This window comes from Gimesia sp. (assembly GCF_040219335.1).
Classification (GTDB): Bacteria; Planctomycetota; Planctomycetia; order Planctomycetales; family Planctomycetaceae; genus Gimesia.
In genome coordinates this window covers 215,398-228,958 of record NZ_JAVJSQ010000007.1, presented here as the reverse complement: position 1 = coordinate 228,958, position 13,561 = coordinate 215,398, and the positions used below count along the sequence as shown (strand labels likewise).

Here is a 13,561-nt window from a genome sequence, read left to right as displayed (position 1 = left end):
CATTCGCTACAATAGCGCTTCCCTCTCGATTCAGGAACGATGCGCATCGAGATCAGTTTGTCTATCTCGACAGAACCGGAGTCTGGTATGAAACGTTACATTATCTCACTTTTATCTGCGAACCGCGTAGGCATCATGGCCGCCGTCACGACCGCCATGGATGAACTGGGCGCAAACCTGCATGAAGCCAGCATTGCAGTGATCCAGAACTTTTTCAACATCGTGATTGCCGCTGACTTCCCTGAAGAGCGCGATCCGACCCTGATCCAGGAACACATCGAGGGAATCTGTAACGCGTTCAATGTCGATGTCTCCATTAAGGACCCGGATGTAGACGTGCCCTCCATGCTGCCTCCGGAAGACTGCATCAAGTACCTGCTGGCCATCGCGGGCACTAACCGTCCCGGAATTCTCAGACGCATCTCGTCCCAGCTGGGACAGGATGGCGTGGACATCATTGACCTGTCTGCCACCAGTTCCTCCGATGGACAGACATTCGAGATGATGATCAAGGTGGCGGTACCCAAATCGCTCGAGATCCTCGAGCTGCAGTCCGTGATGGAGAACATCTGCAGTGACTTTGATGTCTCAGTCGATTTCATCAGCGAATCGGATTCGGCCATCATCAGTTCACAGAGCCAGACGCGTATGTTTAAGCTGTAATACTCCCCGATTGCGGGACATTACTGAGAAAAAGATTTGGGATGATGTCAAAATCCGGTCCATCTCAGCAGCAGTCATTCGAGACACCTTTCAAGATATTGAAAGAATATCAGTATGCCAGCACGGCTGTCACCGAGTTACTGCACTCTCTTGAGACGCCGGATCCCCAGCTGATTTACCTGTATGGCCCCTCCGGATGCGGTAAATCAGCCCTGATTCATCATCTGTTGCCCGAGTATCTCGCCTTGCATCCCGGGGCAGAATGGGAACTCCTGACCGCGAGCGAATTTGCCGCCCGCTTTGCCCTGGCGTCATCAAACCAGCAGATTGCCGACTTTCAGAAAGGGCTGCGGGGACTCGATCTGCTGATCCTGGAAGACGTGCATAGCCTGGAAAACCGCTCTCACACGCAGCAGGAGCTGCTGTCGACTCTCGGTGATATTCTGGGCCAGGGGGGGCGGATCATCGTGTCGGCGACGAAGCCGCCCGGGGAGCTGGCCTTTTTTCTGAAAAAGCTGACCAATCGCTTTCATGGCGGAATCTGTGCAGCGATTCCGCCTCTGGACTTTCAGAGCCGACAGGAATTACTGGAATTCTGGGCCGAGGTGGAAGCGATTCCCTTGCCGAAAAAAGAACTGACGCTGATCGCACAAAAGAAAGACCTCTCACCACGCGAACTGTTTGCGGTGCTGAAACAGCTGCAAACCGTCAGTCGGATCAATCGACAGCCCCTGGATAGTCGCTTTGTAAAACAGTATCTGCAGGGCAACCTCGAACCGCCCCGCACGAGTACCGCGAAAATCACACGCGCGGTCTGCCGCGAATTTAAAACAACCCTGGCTGAAATCCGTTCTGCCAACCGGTCACAACAGTATGTTCTGCCGCGGCAGTGTGCGATGTTTCTCTCCCGGGAACTGACCGATGAATCTTTAGCCAAAATCGCAAATTACTTCAATCGGAAGAACCACAGCACGGTTATTCATGCCTGTCGTCAAATTCAGACCGATCTCGAAAAATCACCTGGATTACGTCAGCAGATTTCTCGCATTAAGCAACAACTGGGAGTATATCTTTTATAGCAGACAGTGAAATCACAGAGACCCGACCGGTCAGATAAAGGATTCCATCTCGAATTCTCCCGGTTGCTGGTGGCCATTTTGTGTATAACCTGTTGATTTCCGGTTGAGAAATGTGGAGCCATTTTCGGGTTCTGAACGCGCCGAAAAGTAACCTCCACAACCCCTGCTGACTCTCATCATCTCTTGCGCTGCTGCGCCACATTCCACCGACAGTTTATCGACATTCAAACCCTTATCGATAATCGATGTAAGATATTCCCATATAATATCTTACATCGAAAATTCCTGACTTCTTAACAGAATCCTCCCCGCCTAGATAATACTAATAATAAATTAATTAATTTTTAGAGAAAATGGGTTCTGAAAAACCCCTGGCATGTCGAGATTCACGTCTCTCCGATGATTGTGAAAATGCTTTGAATCACATAAAATACAAACACCAGAAAATCGATATCTTATCGCTGCCAGAATGAGTTCCAGAGGACATGCGGGGCAGCACAATTTACCCATCAAAAATCTAATACAAAGTTGATTCACACATGAAGCTCAGTTGTTCACGATCGGCCCTGTTGTCCGGTTTCCAGATCATTGGAAGCGTCATCAGTTCACGCACTCCCAAGGAGATCCTGAAGTGCGCCAAACTCGAAGCAGGAGACGGCAAGGCAACCTTGAGCGGAACCGATCTCGAAGTCAGCATCCGTTATGACTTCGATGAAGTGGATGTCACGATTCCCGGAGAGATCCTGCTGTCGGTTCACGAACTGGTCTCGATCCTGAAAGAATCCACAACCGATTCGGTCGAGATCGAACTGAAGAAGGACGAGGAAACCGAACAGGACTTTATTTTGATTTCCTCGGGCAAGAGCGAATTCCGTCTGTCAGTCCACGATCCTTCTGAATTTCCCGCAGTAGAAACATTCAAAGAATCAAATTACTTCGAAATTCCCATGCAGTCCTTCCGGGAAATGATCCGGCGGACCGTATTCGCAACCGATCCGGAAAGCACCCGCTATGCATTGGGTGGCGTACTGTTCGACGTGGAAGGGGACAAGCTGACGCTGGCGGCGACCGATGGACGTCGTCTGGCGATGGTAGAATCCGCCTGTTCCTACCAGGGATCAGAGGCGTATGAAAACAATCGGCCTGTAATCCCCGCCAAGGCGATGACGCTGATCGAAAAGAGCCTGACCGGCGATGAAGGAAACATCCAGATTGCGATTCGGGCCAATGACGTGATCGTCAAAAGTGGTCGTTCGACAATTTTTGCCCGCCTGGTAGAAGGCCGCTTCCCCAAGTATCGCGATGTCATTCCCCCAGAAGCGACTCACAGTATCGACCTGGAAGTCGGAACCTTCTTCGGTGCCGTCCGTCAGGCACAGATTGTGACCGACGTGGAAACCCGGGGTGTTGATTTTATCTTCAACAGTGGCCTGTTAACGCTGAAGAGTGTGGCTGCCTCTGTGGGGGAATCGAAGGTTGAAATCCCGATTCCCTTTGAAGGCGACGAAATCGTTATCACCTTTGACGTCCGCTACCTGGCAGACTTCCTCAAAGCTCTGGATTCCGCCGCTCATATCCAGCTGCAGCTGATCGATTCCGACAGCGCTGCCGTCCTCAAGACCGATGATGGTTACACCTATGTGATCATGCCCCTCTCACAGGCACGGTAATTCATGTCAGAGAAATACGAATTCAAGACCTGCCGCGCGATTCCGGCCGCGACACCTGTCTCCCAGGTGCTCTCGGAACTGATTGCGATGAAAGGGCTGGCTCGGGTTCAGGGAGATCAGCGACTGAAACAGGCCTGGCAACAGGTGGCCGGCGAAAAGATTGCCAGCCAGACCACGATCCTGGGTATCAAGAACCGGATCGTGCAGATCGGCGTCGACAATTCGGCTCTGTTGAACGAGCTGAATTCGTTTCACAAGATGTCGCTGCTGCAGAAGCTGCAGAAAGAGTATGGAAAACAGAACGTCCGCGACATGCGGTTCCGATTGAAATCGAAAACAAACCAGGACAGCAGGCAGGGGTAAAATGGAATGGGAAATTTCTGTTTGCCGTCCGTCACTAATCAGCGATCGTTATCCTAACGGGTAACGATTCAGGAATTCACGGGAGTGAAATTAGAGTGAGCGATCAACAAGAGAGTCAGGCAGACCTGAAAAAAGCGGGCTACGATGAATCGAATATTCGAGCCCTGGAAGGTGTAGAAGGGATTCGCACCCGCCCCGCCATGTACATCGGCGATACCACGCTGCGGGGTCTGCATCACCTGGTTTATGAAATCGTGGATAACTCCATCGACGAATGTGTGAACGGTTACGCCTCCGTAATTAACGTCAAAATCAACGCGGATGGCAGCGTGAGCTGTAGCGACGATGGTCGAGGAATTCCCGTTGGGGCGATGCCCGACATGAACAACCGGCCGGCTCTGGAAGTGGTGCTGACCGAAATTCACGCCGGGGGTAAGTTCGACCGAGAAGGGGGTTATAAAACCGGAACCGGTGGTCTGCACGGCGTCGGGATTACCGCGGTGAATGCGCTCAGTGAATGGCTCGAAGCGGAAGTCCGCCGGGAAGGTCACGTCTGGACCATGGACTTCGCTGCGGGACTCGTGAAAACACCGCTGCAGAAGCTGGCCAAAACCGAAAAGAGCGGCACAAAGATTACCTTCAAACCCGATGGTACGATCTTCCCCGATACGAAGTTCATCTACGACACGCTGACCAAGCGACTCCAGGAGCTGGCGTTTCTGAATGCAGGTGTGAAAATCCGGATCACCGACGAACGTTCGGGACAGACGGATGAATTCCACTACGAAGACGGGCTGGTCGAATTCGTTCGCTATCTGAACCGGACGGAGAATGTGCTCTATGAGGAAATCATTTCGATCCAGGGAGAGATGGAAGGGGTGCAGGTCGACATCTCTGTCCAGCACAATGATGGCTCTACCGAAAATGTCCGCTGCTTTGCCAACAACATTTTCAACATCGAAGGGGGGACGCACTTCTCCGGTTTCCGTGGTGCTCTGACCCGTTCGATCAACGCATACGGCAAGAAAGCCAACCTGTTCAAGGACTTCACACCCAGTGGTGATGACTTCCGCGAAGGGTTGACCGCGGTGATTACCGTGCGTGTGCCTGATCCCCAGTTCGAAGGGCAGACCAAAACCAAGCTGGGTAACAGCGAAGTCGAAGGGATCGTGCAGACGGTTGTCAACGAGAAGCTGATGAAGTTCTTCGAAGAGAACCCCTCGGTTGCCAAGAAGATCGCTCAGAAAGGTCTGCTGGCAGCGGAAGCCCGCGAAGCCGCCAAGAAGGCCCGCGAAATGGTACGGCGTAAAGGTGCGCTGACGACCGGCGGCCTGCCTGAAAAACTCCGCGACTGCCGCAGTCGTGAGTTGGACATTACCGAACTGTACCTGGTCGAAGGGGATTCGGCCGGTGGTTCTGCGGATACCGGTCGCGATTCGAATATTCAGGCGATCCTCCCGCTGCGTGGTAAGATCCTGAACGTGGAAAAAGCCCAACTGGTTAAAGTGCTGGATAACGCGGAAATTTCCAACATCTTCAAAGCCGTGGGTGTTCCTCCGGGAGCCGAGTTCGATGATGTGACCAAGCGTCGTTACGGTAAGATCATTCTGATGACCGACGCCGACGTCGACGGTAGCCACATTCGTACGCTGCTGCTGACCTTCTTCTTCCGCCACATGCGGGAACTGGTGAACCATGGCTGTGTCTATGTCGCACAACCTCCGTTGTACCGCGTCGAACAGGGGAAAAAACGGCGCTACGTGCAGACCCAGGAAGAGATGATGAACGAGCTGGTAGAACTGGCTCTGGGCGATGCGAATCTGACTTGTGAGGACGGCACCGTATTCGAAACGGAAATGCTCGATAAGCTGGTCAAGCTGGTGGGCGAACTCGAAGAGCCTTTGGGAACACTGGACCGCCGTGGGATTGACCTGAAATTCCTGGCTCAGAATCACGCCACTGAAGAGGGACTGCTGCCTCAGTACCGGATCTTTCTGGGTAAGGAACAGTTCTGGTTCACCTCGCAGGATGAAATGAAAGAATTCCTGAAAGAGGAAGAACAGAAGCGGGGCGAAGAACTGCGGATTGCCGATGAAAACGGTGATTCCTCAGCCGATTCCGAAGAGGATGAAGAAGACTTCGGCAAAGATGATGGGTTGCAGGTTACGGACATTCACGAGATCCGCTCGATCAATGAGTACCTGAAACAGCTCAAAGGTTACGGTATCGCATTGAAGGATTTCTATTCGCCCGGCAACCGGAACGGGGAGCCGATCTTCCCGTTTACGATTCACAGCGGCAACAGCAACGTCAAGCTCAGCAGCCTGCGTCAGCTGCTTCCCTCGCTGCGTGATCTGGGTGAAAAAGGCCTGAAACTGACCCGCTTCAAAGGACTGGGCGAAATGAACTCGGAAGAGCTGTGGGACACCAGCATGGATCCCGAGAACCGGGTTCTGTTGCAGGTCGGTATGGAAGATGCCGCTGCCGCCGATGAGATCTTCCGCGTCCTGATGGGTGATGTGGTGGAACCCCGCCGCGAGTTCATCGAGAAGCACGCCCTGGATGTGAAGAACCTCGATATTTAATCATCGAGGTCTTCAGCTGGCGAATCAGACGAGATCGGAGCCTTCCAGAGAAGCAATGAACGGAAGGTGCCGATACTCGTTGTTGAAGTCCAGACCGTAGCCGACGACGAAGTGATCGGGAATTTTGAAGCAGTGATAGTCCGGTCCGAAATCGACTTCGGTGGCTTCCTCTTTCCAGAGCAGGACTGCGGTTTTCAGTGAGCGTGGTTCCTGCTCGCTGATTTGTGCCATGACCTTCTGCATGGTTTTCCCGGTATCGAAAATATCGTCGACCAGCAGGACATCGCGTTCGCTGAGGTCGGGCAGATAATCCAGGTTGACGAACAGCTCACCTGGTTTGGTCGATTTGCCGCGATAGCTGGATGCCTGGAGCAGTCCGACCTGATGCGGTACATCGATGGCACGAATCAGGTCTGCCAGCAGAACCAGGCTGCCGGCGAGGATGCCGATAATCGTTAAGGGGCGTCCCTGGTATTCCTGGGCCAGTTCGCGTCCGAGCGCGATCACCCGTGAGTTGATCTGGTCCTGGTCAATAAGAACTTTCACAGCGACATCCTTTCGTTAACTTGTCTCGGTCGTATCCCCGGCGAGTTCTGTTTTCATGAACTCCCTGAGCAGCATGGTCGCATACACGCCGGAGGGGAGCGTGAACTCGAATCGAACCCCGTTCTCTGTCGGTTCCAGCTGGAGTGCTTCCGGCCGGATCAGGTAGGGGCGCCTGGTTCCCGCGGTCAGTTTTTTATAGCGGTTAAACAGATCGGGCTCCAGTCCAAAGTCGTTTAGGACCTGCTGTTCCTGTGCGGATGTTTCCTGAGTCGGCTGTTTCATTTTCGGACCGAACAGGGGGCCGGTGATCATGGTTTCTCCCTGATCGAACCTTTGCTGTTCTGCGGCGACATCTTCAACGACGAACAGTCCCCCCGACGCACAGACCTGCATGACATCTCCCATTTGAACGGTCTGCTGCTGACCGGCAAGAATCCGGTTGGCGAGCGCGCGATTGAACAGCGCCGACTGCACTGCCGAGAGGGCCAGCCGCTTGAGGGCTTTATTTCGCATGTATTTTCCCGGGACCCGTTTTCCCTGAAGCAGTTTGAGCCCCATATCGAAGGTCTCGTTGTCGCGACCCATCCGCTGGGCACCGTAGTAATTCGGAAAGCCGGTCTGGGCGATCTGTTCCTGAATCGCTTGCGCTTTTTCGAAGGCGTTGTCTTCTGTATCGCGGACGATAATCGAGAAGCGATTCCCTTTGAGGTGCCCGGTTTTGAGTTTGTTCTCGTGACGGATCGCTTTGAGAATCTGGATGCCGGTGAATTCGAAGGTATCAACCAGGGGTTCGCATTCGGCGGGGACAGACACATATTGACGTGTGACTGCAAAGCGGTCTTTGAGTCCGGCGACGCCGATATCGCGTGGATTGACTTGCAGTATGCGGGCCAGGTTCTTCACCAGGTAGGGGGCAGAGACGTCCCGTTTCTCAATCCAGAGGAACAGGTGTTCGCCGGCTCCCGTGGGTTCGTAGACGGGAATTTCGTCGACGACGAAGTCCTCGGGGGTCTGTTTCAGCTGGCCGCCGATCCCCGGTAAGTCTGGTGTCAGAAAAGGGAGTGTTTCGATTTCGGACTCAGACATACGGGGAATTCTACTATCTATTGGCTATCGCGAGGGAAAACAGCCGAATGAACCCTTCACCCAGTTCGAGGTTCAGGCTGAACTGACTGGCGGTGATTTTAGGAGAAAAGGTTACCAGATCGCCACCGGTAGCGAAGGCGACTTTCGCGGATTCCACAAATTCCGGATCCTTATTCTTCTGACTGGCCAGGGGGAGAATCGAAGCGAATTTCAAAGAGAACAGGAAGGGGGAGCCGGGTTTTGTCTGTTTACCCTGTTTGGCTGCTGCGGAGATCGAGGCGGAGAGCAGTTCCAGGCTCGATGGTTCGCCCATGGCGACCCAGCACTCTGTATCACTGCAGCCGAGGAAAATGACGGGGTTTTCCCCGAAGATATCCCGGGCATTGTTTTTCACATCATCGGGAGAGATTTGATGAATGACGACACCTTCGACCTCGGCCACCTTGGCTTTGATGCCTTTGGTGTCTTCTGCCTGGGAGATCAGATCGAAGAATTCCTGCAGGCCTTCGCGGAACGAAGCCGCCTCCTGGAGTTTCAAAGCACCGATCAATGCCAGTTTCTCGTCGCCGTTCTGAACCAGTTTGATGTGGGCATCGAGTTTCCCGGACTTGACCGTTGATTCAGCCGATTTGAAGACTTTCGCGGCTGGTCCCGGGTTGGCTTCGCTGCCGAAAAACACGGGAGGCACATTGGATTTCGACTGTTCGATGACGTCGAGCAACATCTTCTGTTCGATGTCTTTGTGCAGGGGAACGATCGTGTATCCGAGCACATCGGAGTCGGCGGCATTCAGGTAGGAGTACTGGCTGGCTTTCTGAGAGAGTGCTTCCAGCTGTTTGGTTAAATCGGTTCCCGGTTTGGCTTCGATGCCGAAATGCAGCAGAATCTGTTTTTTCTCCCGGGAGAGTTCGTAACCAAAGGTCAACGCAGCACCCTCTTTGGCAATCGTCTGGAACTGCTTGAAGATCATCATGGTTGTGGCTTTGCGACTTTCGAACTGGAGGTCCGTTTCGCTCTCTTTCTTCTGCAGTTGATCGTCGATGCGGGCACTGGCCAGATCGACAGCCATCATCCGCATCGGTTCGGGAACATTCTTCAACAGCAGAGATGCTGCGATGTCGTATTTTTCTGCCAGCGCTGTGGTGAATTCGTCGGGGTTGTAAAAGTCGCGGTCGAGGGCTTCGCTTTTGATCTGCACGAAGGCGTAGTCATGGGCCATTTTCAGGTGCAGGGAGAATTGTGGCAGGGCGACCGTGTAACGGTTCTCCTGGTCGGGAACCGGGTTGAGGAGAATGCCGACTTCTTCGAGTGTTGTTTTCAGAGCATCCAGGTCTTTGATGGGGATAAAGCCGACGACCTCAGGTTGCGGCGAGATGCCTTCTTTCAGAAAGACAAAGGCGCCCAGTGGTCTGGTTTTATCAATGCCCTCCAGGTTGCGATACTGGGCCAGGAAGCCTTTGATCATCGCGGGATACTCGGGTTTGTCGATGGTCGAGAACATATAGTCGACATCATCCAGGACCCGGTCGATGCTGGCGATCGACGCCACGGCGATGGGCTGATTCCAGTCGATTTTGTCTTTGCGGGGTTCGTCTGTTTTGGGTTGCGCCAGGGCCAGGGTGCTGATGGCCAGAAAGGAGAGGGTCAGAGTCACGCGTTGAAACAGTGAAGTCCTCGACAATGTCTGCACGGCAGAACCCCTTCATATCAAAGAAGAATCAATGGATAGATGACAATGGAAACAGGGAACGGACCGGATCTCAAGTGAGAACCGGAGCGTCTGTTCCAGTGTACCTGTCTGAGCGGAAACGGGTTACAAGATTTTTGGAATTTCCCGTCAGTTCGTCTGAAATGCATCTTCGACGAGGAAGACGATCAGGGAGCGTGCGCCGTGGGCTCCGATCACCAGTGACTGTTCGATGTCGGCCGTTTTCGACGGGCCGGACATGAAGGTTCCAAAGCTGTTCCCTGCAAAGGCGAGTCGTTCGTAAGCTTCGGCCATGTTGTTGATCACTGCGGAAGCAGGTACGAGCAGGGCGACGTGTTGTGCGAGAAAGTAGAGTACCCGCGCTGGTCCGCCGTCGTTAGTAATCCAGACGGCGCCGTTTTCTGCGACCGCGAATTCGCCGGGAAGAATCGCAAAATCGATGTCTTCAAAATCGTGGGGGTCAGTGATTTCGGAGATCGAAACATTCGGATTGCCGCATTCGGAGATCTGCGAACAGACTTTTTTGGCATCAGTGAATGCAGGCATTTCTGCGAGTTTCTGTGTCGCTTCGGCAACGTCTTTAACCTGCAGGCAGATTCCACCGACGCCGGAAAGGACCTCGGTGAACTGCGCCGTCGGATCGGGATATTGAATCCACCGCTGTTTGAGTTCGGGAGTTTCCAGGTTGGGGAGTTCGACGGGAGGGACCGACTGTTTCCGGAGCTTGCTGAGAATGTCGTCTTTACTTTTTGTCATGATTCTCTTTCATCCATTCCCGGAAACTCTGTTTGGGGAACTCGGGCAGCTCCCGCTGTTTTCCCCAGTCGTTCAGGCGATTATACAGCAGGAAGCGGGGTAGCTTTGGTACGATCCAGCGTGCCAGCTTACCGGACAGTTTATAGAGCTTCGGTGCCTGCATCATCCAGGACATCATCTTCATGGAGATCCGCTTGGAGAAGGGGAGGAAGCCCTTGATGCGAATTTCTTTCCGCCAGGTGAGCAGCTGATGATGCAGATCGATTTTGACCGGACAGACGTCGGTGCAGGATCCACACAGACTGCAGGCGAACGGCAGCGAGGAGTTCTCTTTTGGATCACGGGCCGGTCCGAGGATCGAACCGATGGGTCCGGGAACTGTGTTGCTGTAACTGTATCCGCCACTGCGTCGGTAGACGGGGCAGGTATTCATACAGGCGGCACAGCGGATGCAGTTCAGCGAGCGACGGAATTCATCACTACCTGAAATTTCACTGCGACCATTGTCCAGGAGAACAATGTGCATTTCCTGTCCGGGGGCCGGTCCATGGAAGTGTGAGGAATAGGTGGTAATCGGCTGTCCGGTGGCGGAGCGGGCCAGCAGCCGGAGGAAGACGCTCAAATCGCCGGCACGGGGAATCAGTTTTTCGATGCCCATACAGGCGATGTGCAGTTTGTTGAGCGAGGTTCCCAGGTCTGCGTTGCCTTCATTCGTGCAGACGACAAAACCGCCGGTCTCTGCGATCGCAAAGTTGACCCCGGTAATACCAGCTTCGGCCTGGATGAACTTCTGCCGGAGATGCTGCCGGGCGGCTTCGGTCAGGTACTGGGGATCGGTGGCCCCTTTTTCGGTACCCAGTTTTTCGTGGAACAGCTCGCCGATCTCTTCCTTCTTGATGTGAATCGCGGGCATGACGATGTGACTGGGAGGCATGTTCTGCATCTGGACGATGCGTTCGCCGAGGTCGGTGTCGATGATCTCAATTCCATGCCGTTCGAGGTAAGGGTTGAGATGACATTCTTCGGTGAGCATCGACTTGCTTTTGACCACGCGGCTCACGTTGTGCTGTTTCAGAATGCCATGGACGATTTCGTTATGCTCGGTCGCGTTACGGGCCCAATGGACGTGCACGCCGCGGGCAGTCGCGTTGCGTTCGAATTCTTCGAGCAGGTTTGGCAGATCGGAAACCGTGTGCTGTTTAATCTGTGAAGCCTGTTCGCGGAGCAGTTCCCATTCGGGGAGCTGGTTGACGGCTTTGTCCCGCTTGGAGCGAACGAACCAGAGCGACTGATCATGCCAGTGCGCACGGTCTTTGTTCTCGATGAATTCGGCTGCTAATTGGGGATGTGAAGGCATGTTATAAACACTCAGCAAAAATTTCGGAGATGTGCATCACCCGGATCGGTTTCTTCTGCCGACGGATGATGCCATTCAGATGCATCAGGCAGGACATGTCCAAAGCGGTGAGGACTTCGGTGCCCGCCTGCTCGTGATCGTGGACGCGGTCTTCGCCCATCATGCAGGAGACCGCTTCTTCCGCCACGGAGAACGTTCCCCCGAAGCCGCAGCATTCGTCGGGCCGCTGCAACTGGGTGATCTCGACCCCCTCAATACTTTCGAGCAGGGCCCGGGCGTTTCCAAAGGGTTCGCCTACGACTTCACTGGAACTGGCCAGACGGAGTTCTCGTAAACCGTGACAGCTCTGATGCAGGCCGACCTTGTGAGGGAAGCGACCCGCGAACTGTTTTACTCCCATTACGGTGGTCAGGTAGTCTGTGAACTCATAGGTTTTACCTTTGAGGTTTTCGTAGTCGGCATCGTTCTGGAAATATTCGTCGTAGTGATGCGTGACCATCGAGACACAACTTCCCGAGGGGCAGACGACGGCGTCGTATGCTTTGAAAATCTCGACGAAGCGTTTTGCCAGCGGTCCGACTTCATTCGTACAGCCGGTGTTGGCCATCGGTTGACCGCAGCAGGTCTGGCTTTCGGGATAGTCGACTTCGACCCCGAAATGCTCGAGGATTTTCAGAGTGGCAATCCCCACCTGCGGGAACAGCTGATCAACATAACAGGGGATAAACAGGCCAACTTTGGGCGGCATGGCAGGAAACTCATCAGGGGTTTCGAAGGGTTCTCAATTCAATCACTGATACTCTCTCTTTTATAGTCCTCCGGGTCATGAATGCCAAGCCGACCACGAGTTGAGAATGCGGACGTTCAGTGAGAAATCGCGGTCAATGCACTCAGAAGGGAAGCCTCTGTGAGATATTAAATCTTCCTGCGTAATTCCTGTGCCCCTGATTCAAAGAGGATTGAGCGTACTTATGCGGCGGGTCTCAGAGAGACGGCACCCGCGGTTTGCCAGTTTTTTTCGATGTGCGCGAGATTCAAACCACCCACAACCAGATTACTGACACCGGGATTTTCGAGGACAAACGAGATCGCTTCCGCAGGGGGAAGATGTCCGGAAGCGAGCCCTTTTTTGACCAGAATGCCGACACCCTGGTCTGCAGCGCGTTGAATCAGCTCTGCGTGCGAAGGATCTTCGAGGTGATATTCGACCATCAAGAGATCAGCCCACTTCAGAGCCGCAGTGCCACCTGCCACGGTTTTTCCAGACAGACCGATCCAGCGAATCTTGCCCGCCTCTTGAAACGACTGCAGGACCTCTACGGCATCGCTGTCGTTAAGAATTTTCTGATCGTCTCCGTTGGAGTGAATCAGGACCATGTCCAGCACATCGGTCTTGAGGCGTTGCAGACTCCGCTCCAGGCTGGCGGTCAGACTCGCGCGAGAATAGTCGTAGTTTGATTGTCCGTTTTCAAAGGTCTCACCGATTTTGGTCGACAGCAGAAACTCAGTGCGGCGGTGTGACAGAAAGCGGCCGATACGTTCTTCGCTGATGCCATACGCGGGTGCCGTGTCGAAGTGATTGATACCCAGATCGAGAATCGAGTTGAGCAGCGTTTCGGTGGTGGCGTCATCGGGCAGGTCGTAAGCCTGACTGTATTTGATCTGCTGATTGCGACCGATCTTGAACGCGCCGAAGCCAAGAGCACTGATGGAAGCACCCGTATTTCCCAGGGGACGATATTGCATGC

General features: G+C 53.8%; 12 protein-coding genes. 5 read left to right on the top strand and 7 right to left on the bottom strand.

Features of this window, described 5'->3' with window-relative positions:
- Positions 1 to 87: 87 nt before the first annotated feature.
- From RID21_RS08155 to RID21_RS08135, 5 genes are all read left to right on the top strand, one after another.
- Positions 88 to 663 carry a glycine cleavage system transcriptional repressor gene (locus tag RID21_RS08155; protein ID WP_350188153.1) on the top strand — a complete coding sequence of 192 codons (576 nt, stop codon included), beginning with the start codon at positions 88 to 90 and terminating at the stop codon, positions 661 to 663.
- 44 nt (positions 664 to 707) lie between these two features.
- Positions 708 to 1,742, top strand: coding sequence for a helix-turn-helix domain-containing protein (locus RID21_RS08150; protein WP_350188152.1), 1,035 nt, complete (start codon positions 708 to 710; stop codon positions 1,740 to 1,742).
- 539 nt (positions 1,743 to 2,281) lie between these two features.
- Positions 2,282 to 3,412 (top strand): DNA polymerase III subunit beta, encoded by a 1,131-nt coding sequence (dnaN, locus tag RID21_RS08145; RefSeq protein ID WP_350188151.1) that lies wholly within the window; start codon positions 2,282 to 2,284, stop codon positions 3,410 to 3,412.
- A 3-nt stretch (positions 3,413 to 3,415) separates the two neighbouring features.
- Positions 3,416 to 3,775, top strand: coding sequence for a DciA family protein (locus RID21_RS08140; RefSeq protein ID WP_145035297.1), 360 nt, complete (start codon positions 3,416 to 3,418; stop codon positions 3,773 to 3,775).
- A gap of 95 nt (positions 3,776 to 3,870) precedes the next feature.
- Positions 3,871 to 6,360: a DNA gyrase subunit B gene (locus RID21_RS08135; protein WP_350188150.1), complete on the top strand. Its 2,490-nt coding sequence runs from the start codon at positions 3,871 to 3,873 to the stop codon at positions 6,358 to 6,360.
- Positions 6,361 to 6,384: 24 nt separating this feature from the next.
- On the opposite strand, the gene hpt is transcribed toward RID21_RS08135, so the two are convergent.
- From hpt to RID21_RS08100, 7 genes are all read right to left on the bottom strand, one after another.
- Complete coding sequence (gene hpt / locus RID21_RS08130) at positions 6,385 to 6,906, bottom strand: hypoxanthine phosphoribosyltransferase (RefSeq protein WP_350188149.1); 522 nt, start codon at positions 6,904 to 6,906, stop codon at positions 6,385 to 6,387.
- Between the two features lie 15 nt (positions 6,907 to 6,921).
- Complete coding sequence (gene truD / locus RID21_RS08125) at positions 6,922 to 7,992, bottom strand: tRNA pseudouridine(13) synthase TruD (protein WP_350188148.1); 1,071 nt, start codon at positions 7,990 to 7,992, stop codon at positions 6,922 to 6,924.
- A 13-nt stretch (positions 7,993 to 8,005) separates the two neighbouring features.
- Positions 8,006 to 9,682 (bottom strand): hypothetical protein, encoded by a 1,677-nt coding sequence (locus RID21_RS08120; RefSeq protein WP_350188147.1) that lies wholly within the window; start codon positions 9,680 to 9,682, stop codon positions 8,006 to 8,008.
- Positions 9,683 to 9,829: 147 nt separating this feature from the next.
- Positions 9,830 to 10,456: a LutC/YkgG family protein gene (locus tag RID21_RS08115; protein WP_350188146.1), complete on the bottom strand. Its 627-nt coding sequence runs from the start codon at positions 10,454 to 10,456 to the stop codon at positions 9,830 to 9,832.
- Positions 10,443 to 11,813, bottom strand: a complete 1,371-nt coding sequence (locus tag RID21_RS08110; protein ID WP_145179612.1) for a LutB/LldF family L-lactate oxidation iron-sulfur protein — start codon at positions 11,811 to 11,813, stop codon at positions 10,443 to 10,445. The genes RID21_RS08115 and RID21_RS08110 overlap by 14 nt, the downstream gene beginning before the upstream one ends.
- A 1-nt stretch (position 11,814) precedes the next feature.
- Positions 11,815 to 12,561, bottom strand: a complete 747-nt coding sequence (locus RID21_RS08105) for a (Fe-S)-binding protein (protein ID WP_350188145.1) — start codon at positions 12,559 to 12,561, stop codon at positions 11,815 to 11,817.
- 221 nt (positions 12,562 to 12,782) lie between these two features.
- Entirely contained in the window at positions 12,783 to 13,559 is a 777-nt protein-coding gene (locus tag RID21_RS08100; protein ID WP_350188144.1) for an aldo/keto reductase, read from the bottom strand.
- Between the last annotated feature and the right edge of the window lie 2 nt (positions 13,560 to 13,561).

Excerpts from the sequence above, each read along its gene's own strand:
- truD (WP_350188148.1), bottom strand. The coding sequence starts at position 7,992 with ATGTCTGAGTCCGAAATCGAAACACTCCCTTTTCTGACACCAGACTTA.
- RID21_RS08140 (WP_145035297.1), top strand. The coding sequence starts at position 3,416 with ATGTCAGAGAAATACGAATTCAAGACCTGCCGCGCGATTCCGGCCGCG.
- RID21_RS08155 (WP_350188153.1), top strand. The coding sequence starts at position 88 with ATGAAACGTTACATTATCTCACTTTTATCTGCGAACCGCGTAGGCATC.
- RID21_RS08100 (WP_350188144.1), bottom strand. The coding sequence starts at position 13,559 with ATGCAATATCGTCCCCTGGGAAATACGGGTGCTTCCATCAGTGCTCTT.
- dnaN (WP_350188151.1), top strand. The coding sequence starts at position 2,282 with ATGAAGCTCAGTTGTTCACGATCGGCCCTGTTGTCCGGTTTCCAGATC.
- RID21_RS08150 (WP_350188152.1), top strand. The coding sequence starts at position 708 with ATGTCAAAATCCGGTCCATCTCAGCAGCAGTCATTCGAGACACCTTTC.
- RID21_RS08105 (WP_350188145.1), bottom strand. The coding sequence starts at position 12,561 with ATGCCGCCCAAAGTTGGCCTGTTTATCCCCTGTTATGTTGATCAGCTG.
- RID21_RS08110 (WP_145179612.1), bottom strand. The coding sequence starts at position 11,813 with ATGCCTTCACATCCCCAATTAGCAGCCGAATTCATCGAGAACAAAGAC.
- RID21_RS08115 (WP_350188146.1), bottom strand. The coding sequence starts at position 10,456 with ATGACAAAAAGTAAAGACGACATTCTCAGCAAGCTCCGGAAACAGTCG.